Here is a 19,141-nt window from a genome sequence, read left to right as displayed (position 1 = left end):
ATCCGGTTGCGCGTCACGGGGGAAACCTGCGTCATCTGCGGCGAAAAGATGCGTGATCCCATTGCCCCACTGCGGGTGCGTGACGTATAGACGCCTTTGAACACGTATTATCGAATGGAGAGACCCATGGCTGGCCACTCAAAATGGGCAAATATTCAGCACCGCAAGGGACGTCAGGACAAACTGCGTTCGAAACTGTTTTCCAAGCTTGCCAAAGAAATCACCGTGGCTGCAAAAATGGGCGACCCCGATCCCGACAACAACCCGCGTTTGCGGATGGCTGTCAAAGAGGCCAAGAGCCAATCGGTGCCTAAGGATGTGATCGACCGCGCGATTAAGAAATCGCAAGCGGGCGAAGGCGACAACTATGATGAGATCCGTTACGAGGGCTACGGCCCAAGCGGCGTTGCTGTGATCGTTGAGGCGATGACCGACAACCGCAATCGTACGGCATCGACAGTCCGGTCTACCTTTACCAAGAACGGTGGCAACTTGGGCGAGACTGGCAGCGTCGGTTTCATGTTCGAACGCAAAGGCACTGTGAGCTATCCTGCTGCGGTGGGCGACGATGATACGGTGATGATGGCCGCCATAGAAGCTGGCGCAGAAGATGTCGAAAGCGGCGAAGACGGCCACGTTGTCTGGTGTGCTGATACGGACCTCAACGATGTGTCGACTGCGCTAGAGCAAGAGCTGGGTGAATCGGATTCTACCAAATTGGTATGGCGTCCAACCACCACGACCGAGCTGGACCTCGAAGGCATGCAAAAGCTGATGAAGCTGGTCGATGCGCTTGAGGACGATGATGACATCCAGACTGTCACCACGAATTTCGAAGCCTCTGACGAGGTTATGTCGCAGCTCTAAAGCGGCGCGCGCGCTTGTGAACAGGCGCGCGCTCTGTCACCCATAACGGATGACACAAACCAGCCCAAACAGACCTATCGCTGGCATCATCTGGATGATGCTCACAGGATTGCTGTTTGTTGGCGTCACGGCCGTTGTCAAACATCTGGGCGATGATATCCCAGCCGCTCAATCTGCATTCCTGCGCTACGTATTGGGTTTGGTTTTTGTGATCCCGATGATCCGACCAATGTGGGATGCGGGGCTCAGCTCGCGGCAGCTCAGGCTCTTTGGTATCCGCGGGGTCGTGCATACAGCCGCGGTGATCTTGTGGTTCTACGCGATGACGCAAATCCCAATCGCCGAAGTCACGGCTATGAATTACCTGTCCCCCGTCTATGTCACGCTGGCGGCGGCGCTGTTTTTGGGTGAGCGCCTGCGCCCCCGCCGGATCGTAGCGATTGTTGTGGCTTTGTTGGGCGCGCTGATCATTCTGCGTCCGGGTTTGCGAGAGCTAAACAGCGGACATTTGGCAATGCTGTTGGTCGCTGTGATGTTTGCGGCGGGCTATTTGATTGCCAAGATTATGTCGTCCGAGGTTTCACCTATCGTCGTCGTTGGGATGTTGTCGATCACCGTGACGATTGGGCTGGCCCCATTCGCGTGGGCCGTTTGGGTTCCGGTGAGTGGCATTGATTTGGCTTGGTTGTTCCTTGTCGCGGTTTTGGCCACCACGGGGCACTATACCATGACCCGAGCGTTCGAGGCAGCACCTGTCACCGTGACCCAGCCGGTGACGTTTCTTCAGCTCGTTTGGGCGACCGCGCTGGGCGCGCTTGTCTTTGGTGAAGGGGTGGATGCCTATGTCGTATTGGGTGGCGCGCTGATCCTGTCAGCGGTTTGTTTCATCGCGTGGCGAGAAGCCGTGGCGCGCAGACAGGCCACCGCAGAAGACCGCGCAGCCAAAGCCTAGCAAACGAGGATCGCGATCTGATCCAGAACAAACACATCCCGATCGCGTAGCTGCTTGATCTGTTGGTTCATTTGATCTGAATGGCCGGGCTCTTGGATGGACAAATGCTTGAGCGACCGAATGGACATCACAGGGGTCAGTGTTTCGACCTTGGTCCCGCTGATCTCAAGGACCTGGAGACTTGGGTGATTTCGCAATGGTTCTAAGTTAGCGACTTCCGAGTGATGGACGCTCAGCGACGTCAAGTTTTTGAGCGAACGGGCAAACGAAATGTCTGAGAGGCCTGATTTACCAACAGCGATTTCATTCAACGAGGTCAAAGTGCCAATGATTTGGTAGTCCGTTGCATCGAGGTCTTGGGCATGAAGCACTGTCAATTTGGGGTGGTTTGCCAGACCGGATAGGTCTGTCACGGACGTCGCGCCGATATGCAGTTCGGTCAATTCTGTCAGGTTCGAGATGTTCGTGAGATCGGCAAAGTCTGTGAGGCTGATCATAAGAACGCGCAGATGATCCATGTCATTGAGCACGCCATAGTCGGCAAGAGACAGGCCATCGAGGTTTAACTGAGAGCAGCGCGTCTCAATGCAGGACTGGACCTTTTCCATGCCACTGGGGCGTTTGGGGGTCGAATCATGGACGCAGGCAGAAACCAGAAAACCCGCAAAAATCAGAAACAAGACAGACAACCGCGTAACGCACCTCACTATTACCACTCAAATTGGTGCGCGACGGCGGGCCGAAAGACAAGATTTGTCCAAGATTATTTTTATTGATCCGTGGGTCAATCATCTTTATTGATCGGCGGATCAATAACTCCGTTGGGGTGTTCGAGGGAGCTAGATGCCAAAACTAGGGATGGAACCGATACGCCGTGATGCGTTGGTGCGTGCGACAATTGCCGAAGTGGGCGAGGTCGGATCGCTGGATGTGACCGTGCGCAAGATCGCCGAACGGGCAGGTATGTCGTCTGGTTTGGCGCATCACTATTTTGGCGGCAAAGATCAAATTTTTCTGGCAGCGATGCGTCATATTTTGCGTGCCTACGGTCAAGAGGTTCAGCAGGCGCTTGAGGTCGAGACAACACCATTGGGTCGTGCCCGCGCAATCATTCGCACCAGTTTTGACAGTGAGCAATTCAGCCGTCCCGTGATCCGCGCGTGGATGACATTCTACGGTTTGGCCCAAACCAGTGACGAGGCGACGCGTTTGTTGCGGGTCTATCAATCTCGCCTTCGGTCCAATCTCATCTATGTTTTGCGACCGCGTTTGGGGCTGCGTGCCGAGGATGTGGCAAACGCGATATCGGCGATGATTGATGGGCGTTACTTGCGGCTTGTCGCTGGTGATTTGCCCGCCGATGCCGATGCCGAAGCGGACCGTATGTTGGCCGCGCTTGATCTGGCTTTAGCTATCGAGGCGATGCAATGAGCCAACCCAACATCCTGATTTTTATGGTCGACCAGTTGAATGGAACATTGTTCCCCGACGGGCCGGCAGATTGGTTGCATGCGCCCAATCTGAAAAATCTGGCCGCGCGGTCAACTCGTTTCAAGAACTGCTATACCGCGTCGCCATTGTGCGCGCCAGGACGGGCGTCGTTCATGTCAGGTCAACTGCCCAGCGTGACGCGGGTCTATGACAACGCGGCTGAGTTTGCGTCAGACATTCCGACCTATGCGCATCACCTGCGCCGTGCGGGGTATCAAACGTGTTTGTCGGGTAAAATGCATTTTGTAGGGCCGGACCAGATGCATGGTTTCGAAGAGCGGATGACGACCGATATTTACCCCGCTGATTTCGGGTGGACGCCAGATTACCGTAAGCCGGGCGAGCGGATCGAGTGGTGGTATCACAACATGGGTTCCGTCACGGGTGCGGGCATCGCCGAGATTTCCAACCAGATGGAATATGATGACGAGGTCGCCTATCACGCGACGCGGAAAATCTATGATCTGTCACGTGGTAACGATGCGCGGCCTTGGTGCCTGACCGCCAGCTTCACCCATCCGCACGATCCCTATGTTGCACGCAAGAAGTATTGGGATTTGTACAATGATTGCGAGCATTTGCTGCCCCAAGTTCCAGCGATCCCATATGATGAACAAGACGATCATTCCAAACGAATTTTGGATGCGAATGACCGTGACAACTATACGATTTCTGACGAGCAGGTGCGCCGTGCGCGGCAAGCCTATTTTGCGAATATCTCGTATTTGGATGACAAGATCGGTGAGGTGATCGAAGCGCTCGAGGCGACCCGCCAAGAGGCTATGATCCTATTCGTATCTGATCATGGGGATATGCTGGGGGACCGCGGGTTGTGGTTCAAGATGTCCTTTTACGAAGGCTCGGCGCGGGTGCCGATGATGATCTGCTCGCCGGACATGGAACCGGGTTTGGTCGAGACGCCGGTGTCTAACATCGATGTTTCGCCGACACTGTGTGATCTGGCGGGCGTGTCGATGGACGAGGTCATGCCGTGGACCCAAGGCGAGAGCCTCAAGCCATTGGGGCAAGGCGGCACACGCGACACCCCCGTGGCAATGGAATACGCGGCCGAGGCGTCTTATGCGCCGCTGGTGTGCCTGCGGTACGGCAAATGGAAATACACCCGCTGCGCGTTGGATGATGACCAGCTCTATAATCTGGATGCGGACCCCAATGAGACCACGAACCTCGCCGAGGTCGCGGCACATCAAGGCACCCGTGACCAATTGCGTGCAAAATCAGAGGCCCGTTGGGATCTGGATGTCTTTGATGCGCAGGTCCGCGAGAGCCAAGCTCGCCGCTGGGTTGTCTACGAGGCACTGCGCAATGGCAGCTACTATCCATGGGACTATCAGCCGCTTCAAAAAGCATCTGAACGCTACATGCGAAATCATATGAACCTAGACACACTTGAAGACAGCCAGCGTTTTCCGCGCGGCGAATAACGATATTGATTGCGAGACACACCATGACCTATTCCACTCAGCCAACGGCCAGCCACTATATCAACGGCGCATATGTCGAAGATTCCAATGGGGCGGAGATCTCTGTGATCTATCCCGCAACCGGCGAGGTGATTGCAACAGTACATGCCGCAACACCTGCGATCCTCGAGCAGGCTATTACATCAGCACTTGCAGCGCAAAAGTCATGGGCGGCGACATCTGGCACCGAGCGGGGCCGCATCATGCGTCGCGCGGCGGACATGATGCGCGAGCGGAACCACGACTTGTCGGTGCTAGAGACATTCGACACAGGCAAACCCTATCAGGAAACCTCGGTGGCGGATGCGACATCGGCGGCAGATGCGCTGGAATACTTTGGTGGTTTGGCCGCGACATTGACGGGCGAGCATATCCCGCTGGGCGAAGATTTTGTCTACACGCGGCGCGAACCACTGGGCCTGTGTGTTGGTATCGGCGCGTGGAACTACCCTGCGCAAATTGCGGCTTGGAAAGGCGCGCCAGCGTTGGCCTGCGGCAATGCGATTGTTTTCAAGCCCTCCGAGACGACGCCACTGAGCGCTTTGAAAGTGGCCGAGATTTTGCACGAGGCGGGGTTGCCTGCGGGGCTCTATAATGTCGTTCAGGGATTGGGCGATGTGGGCGCGTCGTTGGTCACGGATCCACGTGTCGACAAGGTATCGCTGACGGGTTCTGTGCCTACAGGGCGCAAGGTGTATGCAGCCGCAGCCGAAGGCATCAAGCATGTCACGATGGAGTTGGGCGGCAAATCCCCGATCCTGATCTTTGACGACGCGGACATCGAGGCCGCAGTCGGCGGCGTGATCCTAGGCAATTTTTATTCGTCCGGGCAGATCTGTTCAAACGGGACACGGGTGTTCGTTCAAACAGGGATCAAAGACGCGTTTCTGAACCGCTTGGCCGAACGTCTGGCAACTGCGGTGATCGGCGATCCGCAAGACCCCGAGACAAGCTTTGGCCCGATGGTGTCCGAGGCGCAGATGAACATCGTGTTGGGCTATATCGAAAAGGGCAAAGCCGAAGGCGCCCGATTGGTCGCTGGTGGATCACGGCTGGACCGTGATGGATTCTTCGTCGAGCCGACGATCTTTGCCGATGTGACAGATGAAATGACCATTGCGCGTGAAGAGATTTTCGGACCAGTTCTGTCAGTGCTCGATTTTGACGATGAAGCGGACGGAATTGCACGGGCGAATGACACAGAATTTGGCCTAGCAGCGGGTGTTTTCACGAGTGATCTGACCCGTGCGCACCGCGTGTCGGCGGCGTTCGAAGCGGGCACTTGCTACATCAATACCTACAACCTTGCTCCGGTCGAGGCCCCGTTTGGCGGCTCTAAGGCGTCGGGTGTCGGGCGCGAAAACTCGAAGGCTGCAATCGAGCACTACTCTCAGATCAAGTCGGTCTATGTCGCGATGGGGCCTGTCGATGCACCGTACTAAGCGCGTCATGGTCGACAACAAGGAGCAGGTCTGATGGAAGCAGATATCGTCATTGTTGGCGCTGGTTCAGCGGGATGTGCGATGGCCTACCGCCTGTCCGAAGGCGGGCTAAGTGTCATTGTGATTGAACATGGTGGAACTGACGCGGGACCGTTCATCCAGATGCCAGCGGCTCTGTCGTATCCAATGAACATGAAGCTCTATGATTGGGGCTATCAGTCCGAGCCTGAGCCGCATTTGGGTGGGCGTCGATTGGCCACGCCGCGGGGCAAGGTCATTGGTGGGTCATCCTCTATCAACGGGATGGTCTATGTCCGTGGTCATGCGCATGACTACGACACTTGGGATGCTATGGGGGCGTCTGGGTGGTCCTATGCTGACGTCCTGCCGTACTTTAAACGTATGGAGGCGTGGGATGACGGGGGGCATGGTGGCGACCCCGAATGGCGCGGAACCGATGGACCGTTGCATGTCAGCCGTGGGCCTAGAGATAATCCATTGTTCACGGCCTTTGTCGAAGCAGGCAAGCAGGCTGGGTACGAGGCGACAGACGACTATAACGGGCGCAAGCAAGAGGGCTTTGGCCCGATGGAGCAGACCGTCTACAAAGGTCGACGTTGGTCCGCCGCAAACGCCTATTTGCGGCCTGCGTTGAAACGCGACAATTGTACATTGATCAACGGTTTGGCGCGGCGCGTGGTCATTGAGAACGGGCGCGCAGTCGGTGTTGAGATCAAACGCCGAGGCGCTGTTGAGGTGATCCGTGCGCGGCGCGAAGTTGTCATTGCAGCCTCGTCCATCAACTCGCCCGCATTGTTGATGCATTCGGGGATTGGCCCTGCGGCGCATTTGGCCGAGCACGGGATCGAGGTGGTCGCTGACCGCCCAGGTGTTGGGCAGAATTTGCAGGACCACTTAGAGCTCTATATCCAAATGGCGGCCAGCAAACCGGTGACTTTGTTCAAGCATTGGAACCTGTTCGGCAAGGTGCGGATTGGTGCGCAATGGTTATTTACCAAGACAGGTCTTGGGGCATCGAACCAATTTGAGAGCGCGGCGTTCATCCGTTCAAAGGCGGGGCTTGCCTATCCGGACATCCAGTATCATTTCCTACCGATTGCGGTGCGTTATGACGGCCAAGCTGCCGCAGAGGGGCACGGTTTCCAAGCGCATGTGGGACCGATGCGGTCCACGTCGCGTGGGGCCGTCACATTGCGGTCGGGTAATCCTGAAGATGCGCCAAAGATTTTGTTCAACTACATGTCGCGACCCGAGGATTGGGAGGAATTCCGAACCTGCATCCGACTCACCCGCGAGATTTTCGGGCAAGAGGCCTTTGCTGATTTCATCAAGCACGAAATCCAACCGGGGGCTGAGGTCCAGTCGGACGAGCAACTGAATGCCTTTATTTCCGAGCATGTCGAGAGTGCGTATCACCCATGTGGCACCTGCCGAATGGGGCGGGCGGACGATCCAATGGCCGTTGTGGACCCCGATGCCCGTGTGATCGGTGTGGACGGGCTGCGTGTGGCGGACAGTTCGATTTTCCCCCAGATCACCAACGGCAATTTGAACGGTCCGTCGATCATGGTTGGGGAAAAAGCATCTGATCACATCTTGGGCAAAGATCGCCTGCCACGCTTGAATGACGAGCCGTGGATTCACCCCGAGTGGAAAACAAAACAGCGTTAACGAAAGTTAACCAATTCTTAAGATTAGGACTTGGAAGACTGCGAAACTTGCTTAGTTCAGTGCTATGCAACGTATCATTTTCCTGTGCTTCTTTATGTGTCTCGCGAGCGGATCGAGTGCCGCAACCATTTCTGGCCGTGCGATCATCATTGATGGGGACACGTTGGAAATTGCGGGTGAATGGGTCCGTCTTCACGGGATTGACGCGCCAGAAATGGCGCAGACCTGCACATCTGACCAAGGTGCGGAATGGCGCTGTGGCGCGTGGGTCACCGAACAATTGCGACGGGCGTATCAGGGGGCAACCGTGTCTTGTGATATTGTCGACGTTGACCGGTACGGGCGTTTGGTTGGTCTTTGCAGCAGTGGTGGCACTGATATCACCGCTGCGATGGTGCAGGCGGGCTGGGCACAGGCATACCGTAAATATTCGCAGGCCTATGTTGCTCTGGAAAACTCAGCGCGCGCGCAGGGTGCGGGTTTGTGGTCAGGGCAAATGGTTGATCCATCTGAATTTCGGTTGATGCGGATCAACGGGCGCCGTGCGTCGGACCCGAACTGTTCCATCAAAGGCAATATCAGCGCCAACGGGCGAATTTACCACGTTGAAGGCAGCCGTTTCTACGATCGGACAGGCATTGACCCGCCACGTGGCGAACGCTGGTTTTGTTCTGAAACAGAGGCGCGCACTGCGGGATGGCATGCGGCCAGAGGCGGCTAGTCAGCCTCGCTTGTACCCTCGACCGTGGCTTGGAAGTTTTCGAAAAATGCGTCGGCCATTTTGCGTGCAAACCCATCTATCAAACGGCTGCCGAGTTGGGCAATCTTGCCGCCAACCTTTGCCGTCACATCATAGGACAGTTCTGTGCCACCTTCGACATCCGATAGGGACACACTCGCCCCGCCCTTGGCAAAGCCCGCAACGCCGCCTTTGCCTTCGCCCGTGATGGTATAGCTGGTTTCGGGGACGACGTCGGACAGGATGACCCCGCCTTTGAATGCCGCTTTTACAGGGCCGACCTTTTGCTTCACGACGGCCTCGAACCCGTCCTCGGGGGTGCCGGTGAGTTCTTCACATCCCGGGATGCAGGCCTGCAGCGTATCTGCGTCATTGAGAGCGGCCCAGACGGTGGCGCGATCTGCGGCGATCACTCGCGTTCCAGTCATTTCCATCGGGCTGCTCCTGTCTAAGTTGTTATGTCAGGCTGCCCCAGTGTCGGGGCTAGGGCAAGTTCAATTCACTTGGTACGGCAGAACATCACGGGTGTTGGGGTCAACATTCAAGCGTCGCTCGAGAGGTGGAACCGAGCGTTGGTGGCATGATTTGCGTTCGCAGATGCGGCAAGAGATCCCGATAGGTTCGAATGCATCCGCCGCGTCCAGTTCCATATGATCTGCATAGACCAATGCATCGGCGTGCCGCACCTCGCACCCAAGGCCGATCGCATACCGGCGCTGTGGGGTGTGGTAGGCGCCACCTGATTTTGACACGTCCCGCGCGAGGCAAAAGTAGCGAACGCCATCTGGTGTTTCAGCCAACTGACGCAAGAATTGGGCAGGGGTTTCAAAGGCTGCGTGAACGTTCCACAGCGGACAGGCGCCGCCATAGCGCGCAAACTGTAGACGAGTGGCCGAATGCCGTTTGGTGATCGTGCCGGCCTGATCTACTCGGACAAAGAAGAACGGAATACCTTTGGCACCGGGGCGTTGCATCGTCGACAAACGGTGAGCGACCTGTTCGAAAGAGGTGCCAAATTGATCGGCCAGCTGTTCCAGATCATGACGGGTTTCGCCCGCCGCTTTGAGAAACGCGCCGTACGGCATGAGGGCCGCACCGGCAAAATAATTGGCAAGGCCGATTTTGGCGATCGCGCGGGCCTCGTCCGTTTGGAAGCGGGCCAGATCTAGCGTGGCCTCGAGCAGTTTGTCTTGCGAGATCAGAGCGACCTGAAGCAGCATCTGAAATCGCTGTGTCGGCGCAGCACTGCGGCTGGACAACAACAGGATACGGGTCTCGGGATCGTATTGGCGTACTGGATGATCTGGCGCGACGCGGACATCAACGCCAGCTTTGCGCAAAGATGTCTCGGCGGCATACATCAGGTTTTCGGTGTTGGCGAAACGTTCAGCGGCGCGGTCCACGGCATCGATGTAATTGTCACAATAATGGAAGAAGTCGCGCACCTCTTCCCATGCGGATGGGCGCACGCGCGCATCTTCGCGGCCCAAGGCCTCATCGAGCGACGCGAGGCGTTCGTGGCTTTGGCGGTATGCGCTGTGGAGATCCAAAAATGCGCGGGCTACCGCGGGGGCGTTCGAGGCCATCAGGCGCAAATCCCCCAAGGGCGGCTCGACACCGGCAAATACGGGATCGGCAAGAGCTTCTCGCATATCACTGATCAATCGCGCCTCGTCCCCTGATTGAAGCTCGGTGACGTCAAAGCCAAATTCCTGGGCCAATGCGAGAACAACGCCTGTGGATACAGGACGGTTGTTGTTTTCCATCTGGTTGAGATAGGGCAGCGAGATCCCCAGTTTTGCGGCAAAATCCTTTTGTGTAATGCCCAATCGCCCGCGCATGTCGCGCAGTTTCACACCAGCATAGAGTTTTTGTGTGGCCATCTCGCGCCTCTTCGCAATTTTGCTAGTCGCTAGGGTAGTCTTTGCAAAGCGATGCGAAAAGGGGTCATCTCACTACATTTTGTTCGCGCCGGATGACATAGCCAATACACATGATCGAAACCGCAGCTGTCAGGAACATGATCCACTGCAGGGGTAGTGCACCTTGACCAGCCTCAAGCAAAGGACCGGTGAAGGCGGCCATCGCGGCGCCGCCACCGATCAAGATTGCACCGCCAATGCCGCTGGCTGTTCCGGCGAGATGCGGGCGTACTGACAACATGCCTGCTGTTGCATTTGGCATCACCATTCCGTTGCCGACGCCAACAAAGGTACAGAACCCAAAGAAGATGAGGGCGCCAGAAATTCCGCTGAGGGCAAGTAGGAGTGACACGAGCATGCCGGTCGTCGTGATCAGTGTCCCCGTCAAGACCATCCAGTTCAGCCCCATTCGTGTTGAGAACCGTCCCGATAGAAAGTTGCCAAATGCATAGCCGATTGCGGGTGCGCCCAAGGCGATGCCCGTCCAAACTGGATTGAGCCCAAAGGTTTCAGCGGCAACAAAAGGCGCACCACCAAGGAAGGCAAAGAACGCGCCGGACACGAACGCGGCGCAGAGCACATACCCCCAAAATCTGCGGGATGTGAATAGCTCGGGGTAGGTACGGACCTGTTCACCAAAGGTCACGCCACTGTTGTTCAGCGTCTCTTTGAGATCGGCATAGGCCCAGATCCAAGTTCCCACGCCGGCAATGATTAGAAATACGAAAGTGGCACGCCAATCGAACAGTTGATCGAGGGCGCCGCCGATCATTGGGCCGACCATCGGAACCAGCGCCATGCCCATCGTCACATAGCCGATCATCGACGCGGCCTCGCGTTCATTCACCATATCGCGGACGACCGCGCGGCTCAGAACCATTGCTGCGACGATCATACATTGAAGCAGTCGAAAGGCGAGGAACATTTCGATGCTTGTCGACAACAGGCATCCTAGTGTCGCCAGGCAAAATAGAACAATCGACCACAAAATAACGGGACGTCGTCCAAAACGGTCCGAGATGGGACCTACGATAACTTGGAGCACCGCAGTGGCCGCCAGATAGCCGGACACCGACAGCTGCATCAGCGCATAATCGGTCTGAAAGTAGTCCGTCATATTCTGAAGTGAAGGCAAGAAAATGCTCATGTTCATGGCGGGCAAGCCTGCCAGTAGAACAAGGGTCAGAATGTGAGGAGGAGTGGTGCGATCGAATAGCCGTACCGAGTTGAGATTATTCATGATTCAATTAATAGTTGTAGGGTGGTGGATTGTCCATTGTGGGTGGCTCTGTAGGGATGCACAGGTCTCTGTGCGGGGGCTGGAATGTAAAAATTTAACAAATTTGCAAAAATATCATTCAGCTAACTGTGGGGTTTGCAAATTTGCCTAATCGCTCTTTTGGCGATGCCGCAATCTTGCTAGAATAGTCCCGACCAGTCAGGAGCCGGATCATGAAAGACATTCTGCAAGAGCTAGACGCCCGCCGTCAAACTGCACGTATCGGGGGTGGCCAGCGTCGGATCGATGCCCAGCATTCCAAGGGTAAATTGACGGCCCGCGAGCGGATTGATCTGTTGTTGGACGAGGGGTCGTTCGAAGAATTTGATATGTTCGTGGCCCACCGGTGCACCGAATTCGGAATGCAAGAAGATCGGCCTGCTGGTGATGGTGTCGTAACGGGCTGGGGCACAATCAATGGACGTATGGTCTATGTGTTCAGTCAGGATTTTACTGTGTTCGGCGGTTCGCTGTCTGAAACCCACGCGCAAAAGATCTGCAAAATTCAGGATATGGCGGTTCAGAACGGGGCACCAATTATTGGGATTAACGATTCCGGCGGTGCGCGTATCCAAGAGGGCGTCGCGTCGCTTGCGGGCTATGCTGAGGTCTTCCAACGCAACATCATGGCGTCGGGTGTCGTGCCTCAGATCAGTTTGATCATGGGGCCATGTGCTGGTGGTGCTGTTTATAGTCCTGCGATGACTGACTTTATCTTTATGGTAAAAGACACGTCTTACATGTTCGTAACCGGCCCTGATGTTGTGAAAACTGTCACGAACGAGGTGGTCACTGCCGAGGAATTGGGTGGCGCGTCAACGCATACTAAGAAGTCGTCAGTTGCAGATGGCGCCTTTGAGAATGACGTCGAAGCATTGGCCGAAGTGCGTCGCCTCGTTGATTTTCTGCCGTTGAACAATCGTGAAAAACCGCCAGTTCGACCGTTCTTTGACGATGTGAACCGTATCGAAACCAGCCTCGATACCTTGGTGCCAGAAAACCCCAATACCCCTTATGATATGAAAGAGCTCATTCAGAAGCTCGCGGATGAGGGCGATTTCTATGAGATCCAAGAGGATTTTGCCAAAAACATCCTGACCGGATTTGTCCGTCTCGAAGGCGGCACTGTTGGAGTTGTTGCAAACCAACCAACAGTTTTGGCTGGATGTCTGGATATCGATGCAAGCCGCAAGGCGGCACGGTTTGTCCGGTTCTGTGATGCGTTCGAAATTCCGATTTTGACCTTGGTTGATGTTCCGGGCTTTTTGCCGGGCACGTCCCAAGAATACGGTGGCGTGATCAAGCACGGGGCCAAGTTGCTCTTTGCTTATGGCGAGGCAACGGTGCCCAAAGTCACAGTGATCACCCGCAAAGCTTATGGCGGGGCCTATGATGTGATGGCTTCCAAGCACCTGCGCGGCGACTTTAACTATGCATGGCCAACAGCCGAGATCGCAGTGATGGGGGCCAAGGGTGCGACCGAGATCCTGTATCGTTCCGAGCTGGGCGACGCTGAAAAGATCGCGGAGCGGACCGCAGACTATGAAGACAGGTTCGCAAACCCATTTGTCGCTGCCGAAAAGGGCTTTATCGACGAGGTGATCATGCCGCAATCGACACGCAAGCGGGTCAGCCGCGCTTTTGCGAGTTTGCGCAACAAGAACCTCAAGAACCCTTGGAAGAAACACGACAACATTCCGTTGTAGGTGTGATCTTGCGTTCTTTTACATCATATATCGTGGCGCTCGTTCTGAGCTCAGCAAGTGCTGTCACTGCGGATGTAACTGTCCCGTCGGGGCAGGAGCTGGCGCTCTATGATGTTGTGCTAGAGGCCGACACATCGACGGCTCGGTTCCGATTTTTGGCGCCTCAGATTGCGCAGGACGCAGAGGCATTGACCTATGCGGATGTCGAGGCGGATTTCTCGCATCTGTGTACCGTTTATGCGCTGCCCGCATTGCTTGAAAATGAGTGGGATGCGCGGTCTGTGGTGATTACGTTGTCGGACCGAGAAGTCGAGTTTGGTGTCATAACACCCGAAGCAACCCAGATTTTCGAGGCATTTAGTGTCGAAAACGGGCTCTGTATCTGGGAGCAATTTTGATGCGCATACAATATGTTGCGACCGATAGCTCATCCAATGACGGTTTTGATGCGTCCGTGTCACAGGGTCAAACAGCTCTAAAACCAAAATATCTTTTGCACAGGTTTTCCCGTATCTTTCCACTAGGTTGCCCCCAAGTGACCTTTACCTCAAAATGGGGGCAAACGGGGTTTAACACCCGTGCGCTTCCGCAGGACAGTAACAGGAGATTTCCATGTCTAAGAGCATCAAGAGCGTGGCTATGGTTGGCCTTCTCGTTCTCGCAGCTGCGTGCGCACGCAGCACAGAGAGCCAGGTTGAAGAGTTCGTCGTTATCGACCCAGCGCCAATTACTATCGAGCCAGCCCACACCGGCAAATACAAGTAAATTACTCGTTGGACGGGCGTTTGCGCCCGTCCAGCATCCCTTCCATGCACACCAAACCGGAGGTGTGTCATGTTGAAACACCGCGGCTTCCCGGGCCGTCTTCCGGGCACAGATTTCCAATTCACTATTCGACGCGACAACAAAAAGGGTGTGACCCCTATTGTTGAGCGTGAACGCTTTGCTGATCGCAAACCAGCCGACCGCCGTGCGGACGAGGGGTTTATGGCTGCATTGTGGGAGAACTTTGGGGACGAGCCCTTTGAACGGGGAAATCTAGATGCTGGACGACTTTCGTGGCTCTTTGGTCGCGAAGTGATCGCAGGCGAAGATCCGTTCGATCCCGTGAGCTATGATGCGTTGTTGCGTATTGATGAACGCCGCGCCCGCGCATCGTTCCCCGAAGTGTTTGCGAAGGGCGGGTATTCCAAGTGATAGGCGCAATTTTGCTCTCTGAAATACAATTTGAGCGGGAATTAGCCCAAAACGAACCCGCTATAATTGGCGGTTATGCAGAACCTATGCGTGTATGCGACTGTGAGTTTGCAAGCGATGACCTCAGCAAGTCATCGTTTGTACATTGTCAAAACCGTTACCCTTCTCCTCAGGGGGCGTTGGTTCCCGCAAGGGGCCGACGCCCCTTACCCCTTTTGAAACAGGACGTTAGTGCCTGTGGCCTGCAAGGCACGATTGGTTTACGCGCGGGGAAACAATCGACAAGTTTCCTTTTCTTTGTTTCCGATCAATCTGCTATCTCATCTGTGGGAGGGCCAAAGCAGGAAGATATAACATGCGGGCACGAACAGTATTGGGGATGGCAGTCCTCTCGATTTTGGTTTCAGCATGTGGCGCAACCCACATCTCGAGCCGCACACTTTATTCCTCGGCGACAGAGCCGATTATGGGAGCTGACTAACAGTATAGTTGGACAAGTCCGCGCGTGCGCGGACTATCGCCCATTTGCGCGGTTGCTGGAACATTTACCAGCAAACCTGCGTTCATCTGTTAGGTTAAAAAGGTCGGCGTTGATCGACCAAGACAGAACAACAAACGGAGCAGTTTCATGGGTAAAACACTCAAATTCACAGCTATTTTCGCCACTTGCACTTTGCTGGTTGCGTGCGGTTCAACCGATCTTGAACGCACGGCCACTGGGGCAGTTATTGGTGGCGCCACAGCTAAAGTGCTGGGCGAAGACGTCGCGACCGGTGCTCTCATCGGCGGTGCAACCGGTGCTACGTGTGGCACAACGGGTATTTGCCCGGACAACTAAAACGACAAACAGTCTAAACTTTTTGACCCGTCTCGGTATCTGTACCGGGGCGGGTTTTTGCGTCTGAAAGGCTCTGAGATGTTCAAGAAAATTCTGATCGCCAACCGTGGTGAAATCGCATGCCGGGTCATCAAGACCGCTCGAAAGATGGGTATTCAGACCGTTGCGATCTATTCGGACGCTGACAAAAACGCGTTGCATGTTCGTATGGCGGACGAGGCGGTTCACATTGGCCCGCCACCCGCGAACCAATCGTACATTGTGATCGACAAGGTGATGGACGCCATCCGCCAGACCGGTGCCGAGGCTGTGCATCCAGGTTACGGGTTCTTGTCAGAGAATTCCAAGTTTGCCGAGGCTCTTGCCGCTGAGGGGGTTGCTTTTATTGGCCCACCCGTTGGCGCGATCGAGGCAATGGGCGACAAGATTACATCGAAAAAGCTGGCCCAAGAGGCCGGCGTGTCGACTGTACCAGGCTATATGGGGTTGATTGAGGACGCAGATGACGCTGTCAAAATCTCGAACGAGGTTGGCTATCCTGTGATGATTAAGGCCTCTGCGGGTGGCGGCGGCAAAGGCATGCGGATCGCATGGAGCGATCAAGAGGCCCGTGAAGGGTTTCAGTCGTCCAAGAACGAAGCGGCAAACAGCTTTGGTGACGACCGTATTTTCATTGAAAAGTTCGTCACTCAACCGCGCCATATCGAAATTCAGGTTTTGGCCGACAGCCATGGCAACACGATTTACCTGAACGAACGAGAGTGTTCGATCCAGCGCCGCAACCAAAAAGTCGTTGAAGAGGCGCCGAGCCCGTTTCTCGATGAGGAAACCCGTCAGGCAATGGGCAAACAGTCCTGCGATTTGGCTGCTGCGGTTGGATACACCAGTGCCGGCACAGTCGAATTCATTGTCGATGGTGACCGAAACTTCTATTTCCTCGAGATGAACACACGTTTGCAGGTGGAACACCCTGTGACCGAGCTGATCACAGGTATCGATCTGGTCGAACAGATGATCCGCGTGGCTTACGGTGAAAAGCTGGCCATGAAACAATCTGACATCGGCATCAATGGATGGGCGATGGAGAGCCGTCTTTATGCTGAGGATCCGTATCGCAACTTCTTGCCGTCAATCGGTCGTCTGACGCGGTATCGCCCGCCAGAGGAGATCGAAGGGCGCGTGCGCAATGACACCGGCGTCTATGAGGGCGGCGAGATCAGCATGTATTATGACCCGATGATCGCCAAGCTATGTACGTGGGGCGAAACCCGTGCCAAGGCAATCGAAGAAATGCGTGTCGCCTTGGATAGTTTCGAGGTCGAAGGCATCGGTCACAACCTACCGTTTCTGAGCGCCGTGTATGACCACGAGAAATTCACTTTGGGGAATATGACGACTGCGTTCATTGAAGAAGAATACCCAGATGGGTTCGACGGCGTGTCATTGGATGAGGCGTCATTGCGCCGGATTGGTGCTGCTTGCTCTGCGATGCACCGCGTTGCTGAAATCCGCCGGACGCGCGTCTCGGGCCGAATGAACAATCACGAACGCAAGGTCGGGCGCGATTGGGTTGTCATGGTGGACGGTCAGACATGGCCCGTCACGATTGATGCAGACCCTGAAGGGTCCACAGTGACCTTTGACAGTGGTGAGGCGTTGCGTGTGTCTAGTGATTGGACACCCGGTGATCCGCTCGCCGTTCTGGATGTCGACGGCACGCCTTTGGTGTTGAAGGTTGGCAAAGTGACTGGAGGTTTCCGCGTCCGGTCACGCGGAACTGATACTGTTGTTCGGGTTCTTTCGCCTCGTCAGGCTGAATTGACCGCGCTGATGCCAGAAAAGGTCGCACCAGACACGTCCAAGCTGTTGCTCTGCCCAATGCCCGGTCTGATCGTCAAAGTCGACGTGACCGTCGGTGACGAAGTTCAAGAAGGGCAGGCATTGTGTACAGTCGAAGCAATGAAGATGGAAAACATCCTACGTGCTGAGAAAAAGGGCGTCGTGTCCAAGGTGCACGCTTCAGCAGGCGAAAGCCTTGCCGTTGACGACATCATTCTAGAGTTCGAATAGGACCCGAGCGGTGCCCTGCGTTCCAGCCAGAGATTATTCGGAGATCGCGCTTGCGCGGCGATCTTCGATCTCTTGTTGTCGCATGGGCATCTTGTCGATCACGCGCGATAGCTCTCTGGTGTCCCAAGGCAGCGGTTTACGTAGTCTCACCCCGCCGTCCTTGCCCAAAAGCGCCATCATGAACCCACGAGGGCGGAGCGCTGTGCGAATTGCAGTTTCTGCGCTTGGGTCTGTGTCGGTGATCAATACGATATCACGTTCGGCCAGATCGTTGGGCCGCATAGCGAGCAATTCCATCTGTTGTTGGAACCGTGGGTCATTAGGGCTGTCTGCGAACACGACGACCGGACGTGCCAGCCAGCGAAAGTCGTCCAAAGTCACATCAGCGGCATCCAAAATGACCGTATGGTCCGCTTGCCATGCGTCTAGCGCTGACAATGGCGGTGTCGTTTCATCGTCAGCAACGGCCACCGTCGCCAAAAATCCTGACAGCAAAAATGCGAGCGTTCGGGTCATTGTGGCTCCTTTGATCCTATATATAGGCCAAGGTTTGACGATTGCTAAGAGGCAGTGGCTCAACCGTTGGGACATTTCCGTGATTAAGCCTTTGTGCAGAGGTCGCGCGCTATGATGCAGATGATTAACAGCATCAAAATGGCGTGGAACACGATGAAGGTCACATTTCACCTAGGTGCCCCGCGGACGGGCGTGGGCAGTTTGCACAGCTACCTGTCCGAGACACCTGTGTTTGGCACAACGCTGTGGACGCCCGAGCAGACGCGGAACGGCGTCTTTTCGGGACTGTTTTGCGATCCATCCAAGGTCGAAATGGCTATCGAGCATCGTGGCCGCCGGTCTTGTGGACGTTTGCAAGTCGCGTTGCATGATTTGCAGGCTGCTGGTCAGGATCATCTTTTGGTATCTGATCCGAAATTATTGGGGTCCGCCAAAGGGTTCTTTCCGAACGTGACCGAACGCATGATGCGGTTTCGCGATGGCGTTCGCGGGCACAGCGTCACGCTTGCTTTGTCGGTGCGGTCTTATTCAAGCTTTTGGAATTCGGTCCTAGGGTCTGATCTGTCGACGAATGTCACCGACCGATTGACGACCCACCCGCGCCGTTGGCGCAATGTGATCACCGACATGTATCGCGCGATGCCGGATGCGCAGATCATTGTGTGGCCGTTCGAGCGGATGGTAGGGGCACCACACCAGCTGGTGCGCGTTCTGACGGGGTACCAATCTAACAGCACCTCTCGGCCGTTGGTCGGGCGAAGCGGATCAACCAACAGCTTTTCAACAGATCAACGTGCGTGTCTCGACGCAGAATACGCGGCTGATCTGGATTGGTTGCGCAGCGGAGCTTCGGGCATCGCGCGCTTTGTTGACACAGCAGACATCGACAAAATTGTAGCCGGACCGACCCCATTGGGTGGTCCGAGCAAGGCAAGAGGATAAAGAC

19 protein-coding genes are annotated in these 19,141 nt (G+C 55.5%); 14 read left to right on the top strand and 5 right to left on the bottom strand.

The window, feature by feature from the left end; translation table 11 throughout:
• Nucleotides 1-126: 126 nt before the first annotated feature.
• Together TR2A62_RS06655 and TR2A62_RS06650 are read left to right on the top strand one after the other, a co-directional pair.
• Nucleotides 127-867 (top strand): YebC/PmpR family DNA-binding transcriptional regulator, encoded by a 741-nt coding sequence (locus TR2A62_RS06655; protein WP_009158315.1) that lies wholly within the window; start codon nucleotides 127-129, stop codon nucleotides 865-867.
• 49 nt (nucleotides 868-916) lie between these two features.
• Complete coding sequence (locus TR2A62_RS06650) at nucleotides 917-1,819, top strand: DMT family transporter (RefSeq protein ID WP_009160570.1); 903 nt, start codon at nucleotides 917-919, stop codon at nucleotides 1,817-1,819.
• Here TR2A62_RS06650 and TR2A62_RS06645 read toward each other — a convergent pair.
• Nucleotides 1,816-2,427: a leucine-rich repeat domain-containing protein gene (locus tag TR2A62_RS06645; RefSeq protein ID WP_009159229.1), complete on the bottom strand. Its 612-nt coding sequence runs from the start codon at nucleotides 2,425-2,427 to the stop codon at nucleotides 1,816-1,818. The two genes, TR2A62_RS06650 and TR2A62_RS06645, sit on opposite strands and share 4 nt — an antisense overlap.
• 235 nt (nucleotides 2,428-2,662) lie before the next feature.
• Here TR2A62_RS06645 and betI point away from each other — a divergent pair, with 235 nt between their 5' ends.
• The 5 genes from betI (at nucleotide 2,663) to TR2A62_RS06615 (ending at nucleotide 8,649) form a co-directional block, all read left to right on the top strand.
• On the top strand, nucleotides 2,663-3,250 hold the full coding sequence (betI, locus tag TR2A62_RS06635) for a transcriptional regulator BetI (protein ID WP_009158886.1): 588 nt from the start codon (nucleotides 2,663-2,665) through the stop codon (nucleotides 3,248-3,250).
• Nucleotides 3,247-4,755, top strand: coding sequence for a choline-sulfatase (gene betC / locus TR2A62_RS06630; RefSeq protein ID WP_009159923.1), 1,509 nt, complete (start codon nucleotides 3,247-3,249; stop codon nucleotides 4,753-4,755). Before betI ends, betC begins: the two co-directional genes overlap by 4 nt.
• A gap of 23 nt (nucleotides 4,756-4,778) precedes the next feature.
• Nucleotides 4,779-6,236 carry a betaine-aldehyde dehydrogenase gene (gene betB / locus TR2A62_RS06625; RefSeq protein ID WP_009160895.1) on the top strand — a complete coding sequence of 486 codons (1,458 nt, stop codon included), beginning with the start codon at nucleotides 4,779-4,781 and terminating at the stop codon, nucleotides 6,234-6,236.
• Nucleotides 6,237-6,269: 33 nt separating this feature from the next.
• Nucleotides 6,270-7,928, top strand: a complete 1,659-nt coding sequence (gene betA, locus TR2A62_RS06620) for a choline dehydrogenase (RefSeq protein ID WP_009160081.1) — start codon at nucleotides 6,270-6,272, stop codon at nucleotides 7,926-7,928.
• 64 nt (nucleotides 7,929-7,992) lie between these two features.
• Nucleotides 7,993-8,649 carry a thermonuclease family protein gene (locus TR2A62_RS06615; RefSeq protein ID WP_009159307.1) on the top strand — a complete coding sequence of 219 codons (657 nt, stop codon included), beginning with the start codon at nucleotides 7,993-7,995 and terminating at the stop codon, nucleotides 8,647-8,649.
• Here the strand turns inward: TR2A62_RS06615 and TR2A62_RS06610 are convergent.
• From TR2A62_RS06610 to TR2A62_RS06600, 3 genes are all read right to left on the bottom strand, one after another.
• Nucleotides 8,646-9,101 carry a carbon monoxide dehydrogenase subunit G gene (locus tag TR2A62_RS06610; protein ID WP_009160092.1) on the bottom strand — a complete coding sequence of 152 codons (456 nt, stop codon included), beginning with the start codon at nucleotides 9,099-9,101 and terminating at the stop codon, nucleotides 8,646-8,648. The two genes, TR2A62_RS06615 and TR2A62_RS06610, sit on opposite strands and share 4 nt — an antisense overlap.
• 60 nt (nucleotides 9,102-9,161) lie before the next feature.
• Nucleotides 9,162-10,550, bottom strand: coding sequence for a short-chain fatty acyl-CoA regulator family protein (locus TR2A62_RS06605; protein WP_009158999.1), 1,389 nt, complete (start codon nucleotides 10,548-10,550; stop codon nucleotides 9,162-9,164).
• A gap of 64 nt (nucleotides 10,551-10,614) precedes the next feature.
• Nucleotides 10,615-11,829 carry a multidrug effflux MFS transporter gene (locus TR2A62_RS06600; RefSeq protein ID WP_009157758.1) on the bottom strand — a complete coding sequence of 405 codons (1,215 nt, stop codon included), beginning with the start codon at nucleotides 11,827-11,829 and terminating at the stop codon, nucleotides 10,615-10,617.
• A 212-nt stretch (nucleotides 11,830-12,041) separates the two neighbouring features.
• Here TR2A62_RS06600 and TR2A62_RS06595 point away from each other — a divergent pair, with 212 nt between their 5' ends.
• From TR2A62_RS06595 to TR2A62_RS06575, 6 genes are all read left to right on the top strand, one after another.
• Entirely contained in the window at nucleotides 12,042-13,574 is a 1,533-nt protein-coding gene (locus TR2A62_RS06595; RefSeq protein WP_009160658.1) for an acyl-CoA carboxylase subunit beta, read from the top strand.
• A gap of 8 nt (nucleotides 13,575-13,582) precedes the next feature.
• Entirely contained in the window at nucleotides 13,583-13,972 is a 390-nt protein-coding gene (locus tag TR2A62_RS06590) for a DUF6497 family protein (protein ID WP_150103465.1), read from the top strand.
• A 214-nt stretch (nucleotides 13,973-14,186) separates the two neighbouring features.
• Nucleotides 14,187-14,339, top strand: coding sequence for a hypothetical protein (locus TR2A62_RS18720; RefSeq protein WP_009157834.1), 153 nt, complete (start codon nucleotides 14,187-14,189; stop codon nucleotides 14,337-14,339).
• 69 nt (nucleotides 14,340-14,408) lie between these two features.
• Nucleotides 14,409-14,771, top strand: coding sequence for a hypothetical protein (locus tag TR2A62_RS06585; protein ID WP_009160918.1), 363 nt, complete (start codon nucleotides 14,409-14,411; stop codon nucleotides 14,769-14,771).
• Between the two features lie 628 nt (nucleotides 14,772-15,399).
• Entirely contained in the window at nucleotides 15,400-15,609 is a 210-nt protein-coding gene (locus TR2A62_RS06580) for a hypothetical protein (RefSeq protein ID WP_040820323.1), read from the top strand.
• Nucleotides 15,610-15,687: 78 nt separating this feature from the next.
• A complete protein-coding gene (locus TR2A62_RS06575) occupies nucleotides 15,688-17,679 on the top strand; it encodes an acetyl/propionyl/methylcrotonyl-CoA carboxylase subunit alpha (protein ID WP_009158228.1) in 1,992 nt (663 codons plus the stop codon).
• Nucleotides 17,680-17,712: 33 nt separating this feature from the next.
• Here TR2A62_RS06575 and TR2A62_RS06570 read toward each other — a convergent pair whose 3' ends face one another.
• Complete coding sequence (locus TR2A62_RS06570) at nucleotides 17,713-18,195, bottom strand: DUF4174 domain-containing protein (RefSeq protein ID WP_009159613.1); 483 nt, start codon at nucleotides 18,193-18,195, stop codon at nucleotides 17,713-17,715.
• 111 nt (nucleotides 18,196-18,306) lie between these two features.
• Between TR2A62_RS06570 and TR2A62_RS06565 the strand changes: the two genes are divergently transcribed.
• A complete protein-coding gene (locus TR2A62_RS06565; protein ID WP_009157584.1) occupies nucleotides 18,307-19,137 on the top strand; it encodes a hypothetical protein in 831 nt (276 codons plus the stop codon).
• Nucleotides 19,138-19,141 lie beyond the last annotated feature (4 nt).

Source organism: Thalassobium sp. R2A62, assembly GCF_000161835.1.
Classification (GTDB): domain Bacteria; phylum Pseudomonadota; class Alphaproteobacteria; order Rhodobacterales; family Rhodobacteraceae; genus Thalassobium.
This window is presented reverse-complemented; position numbering and strand designations above follow the sequence as displayed.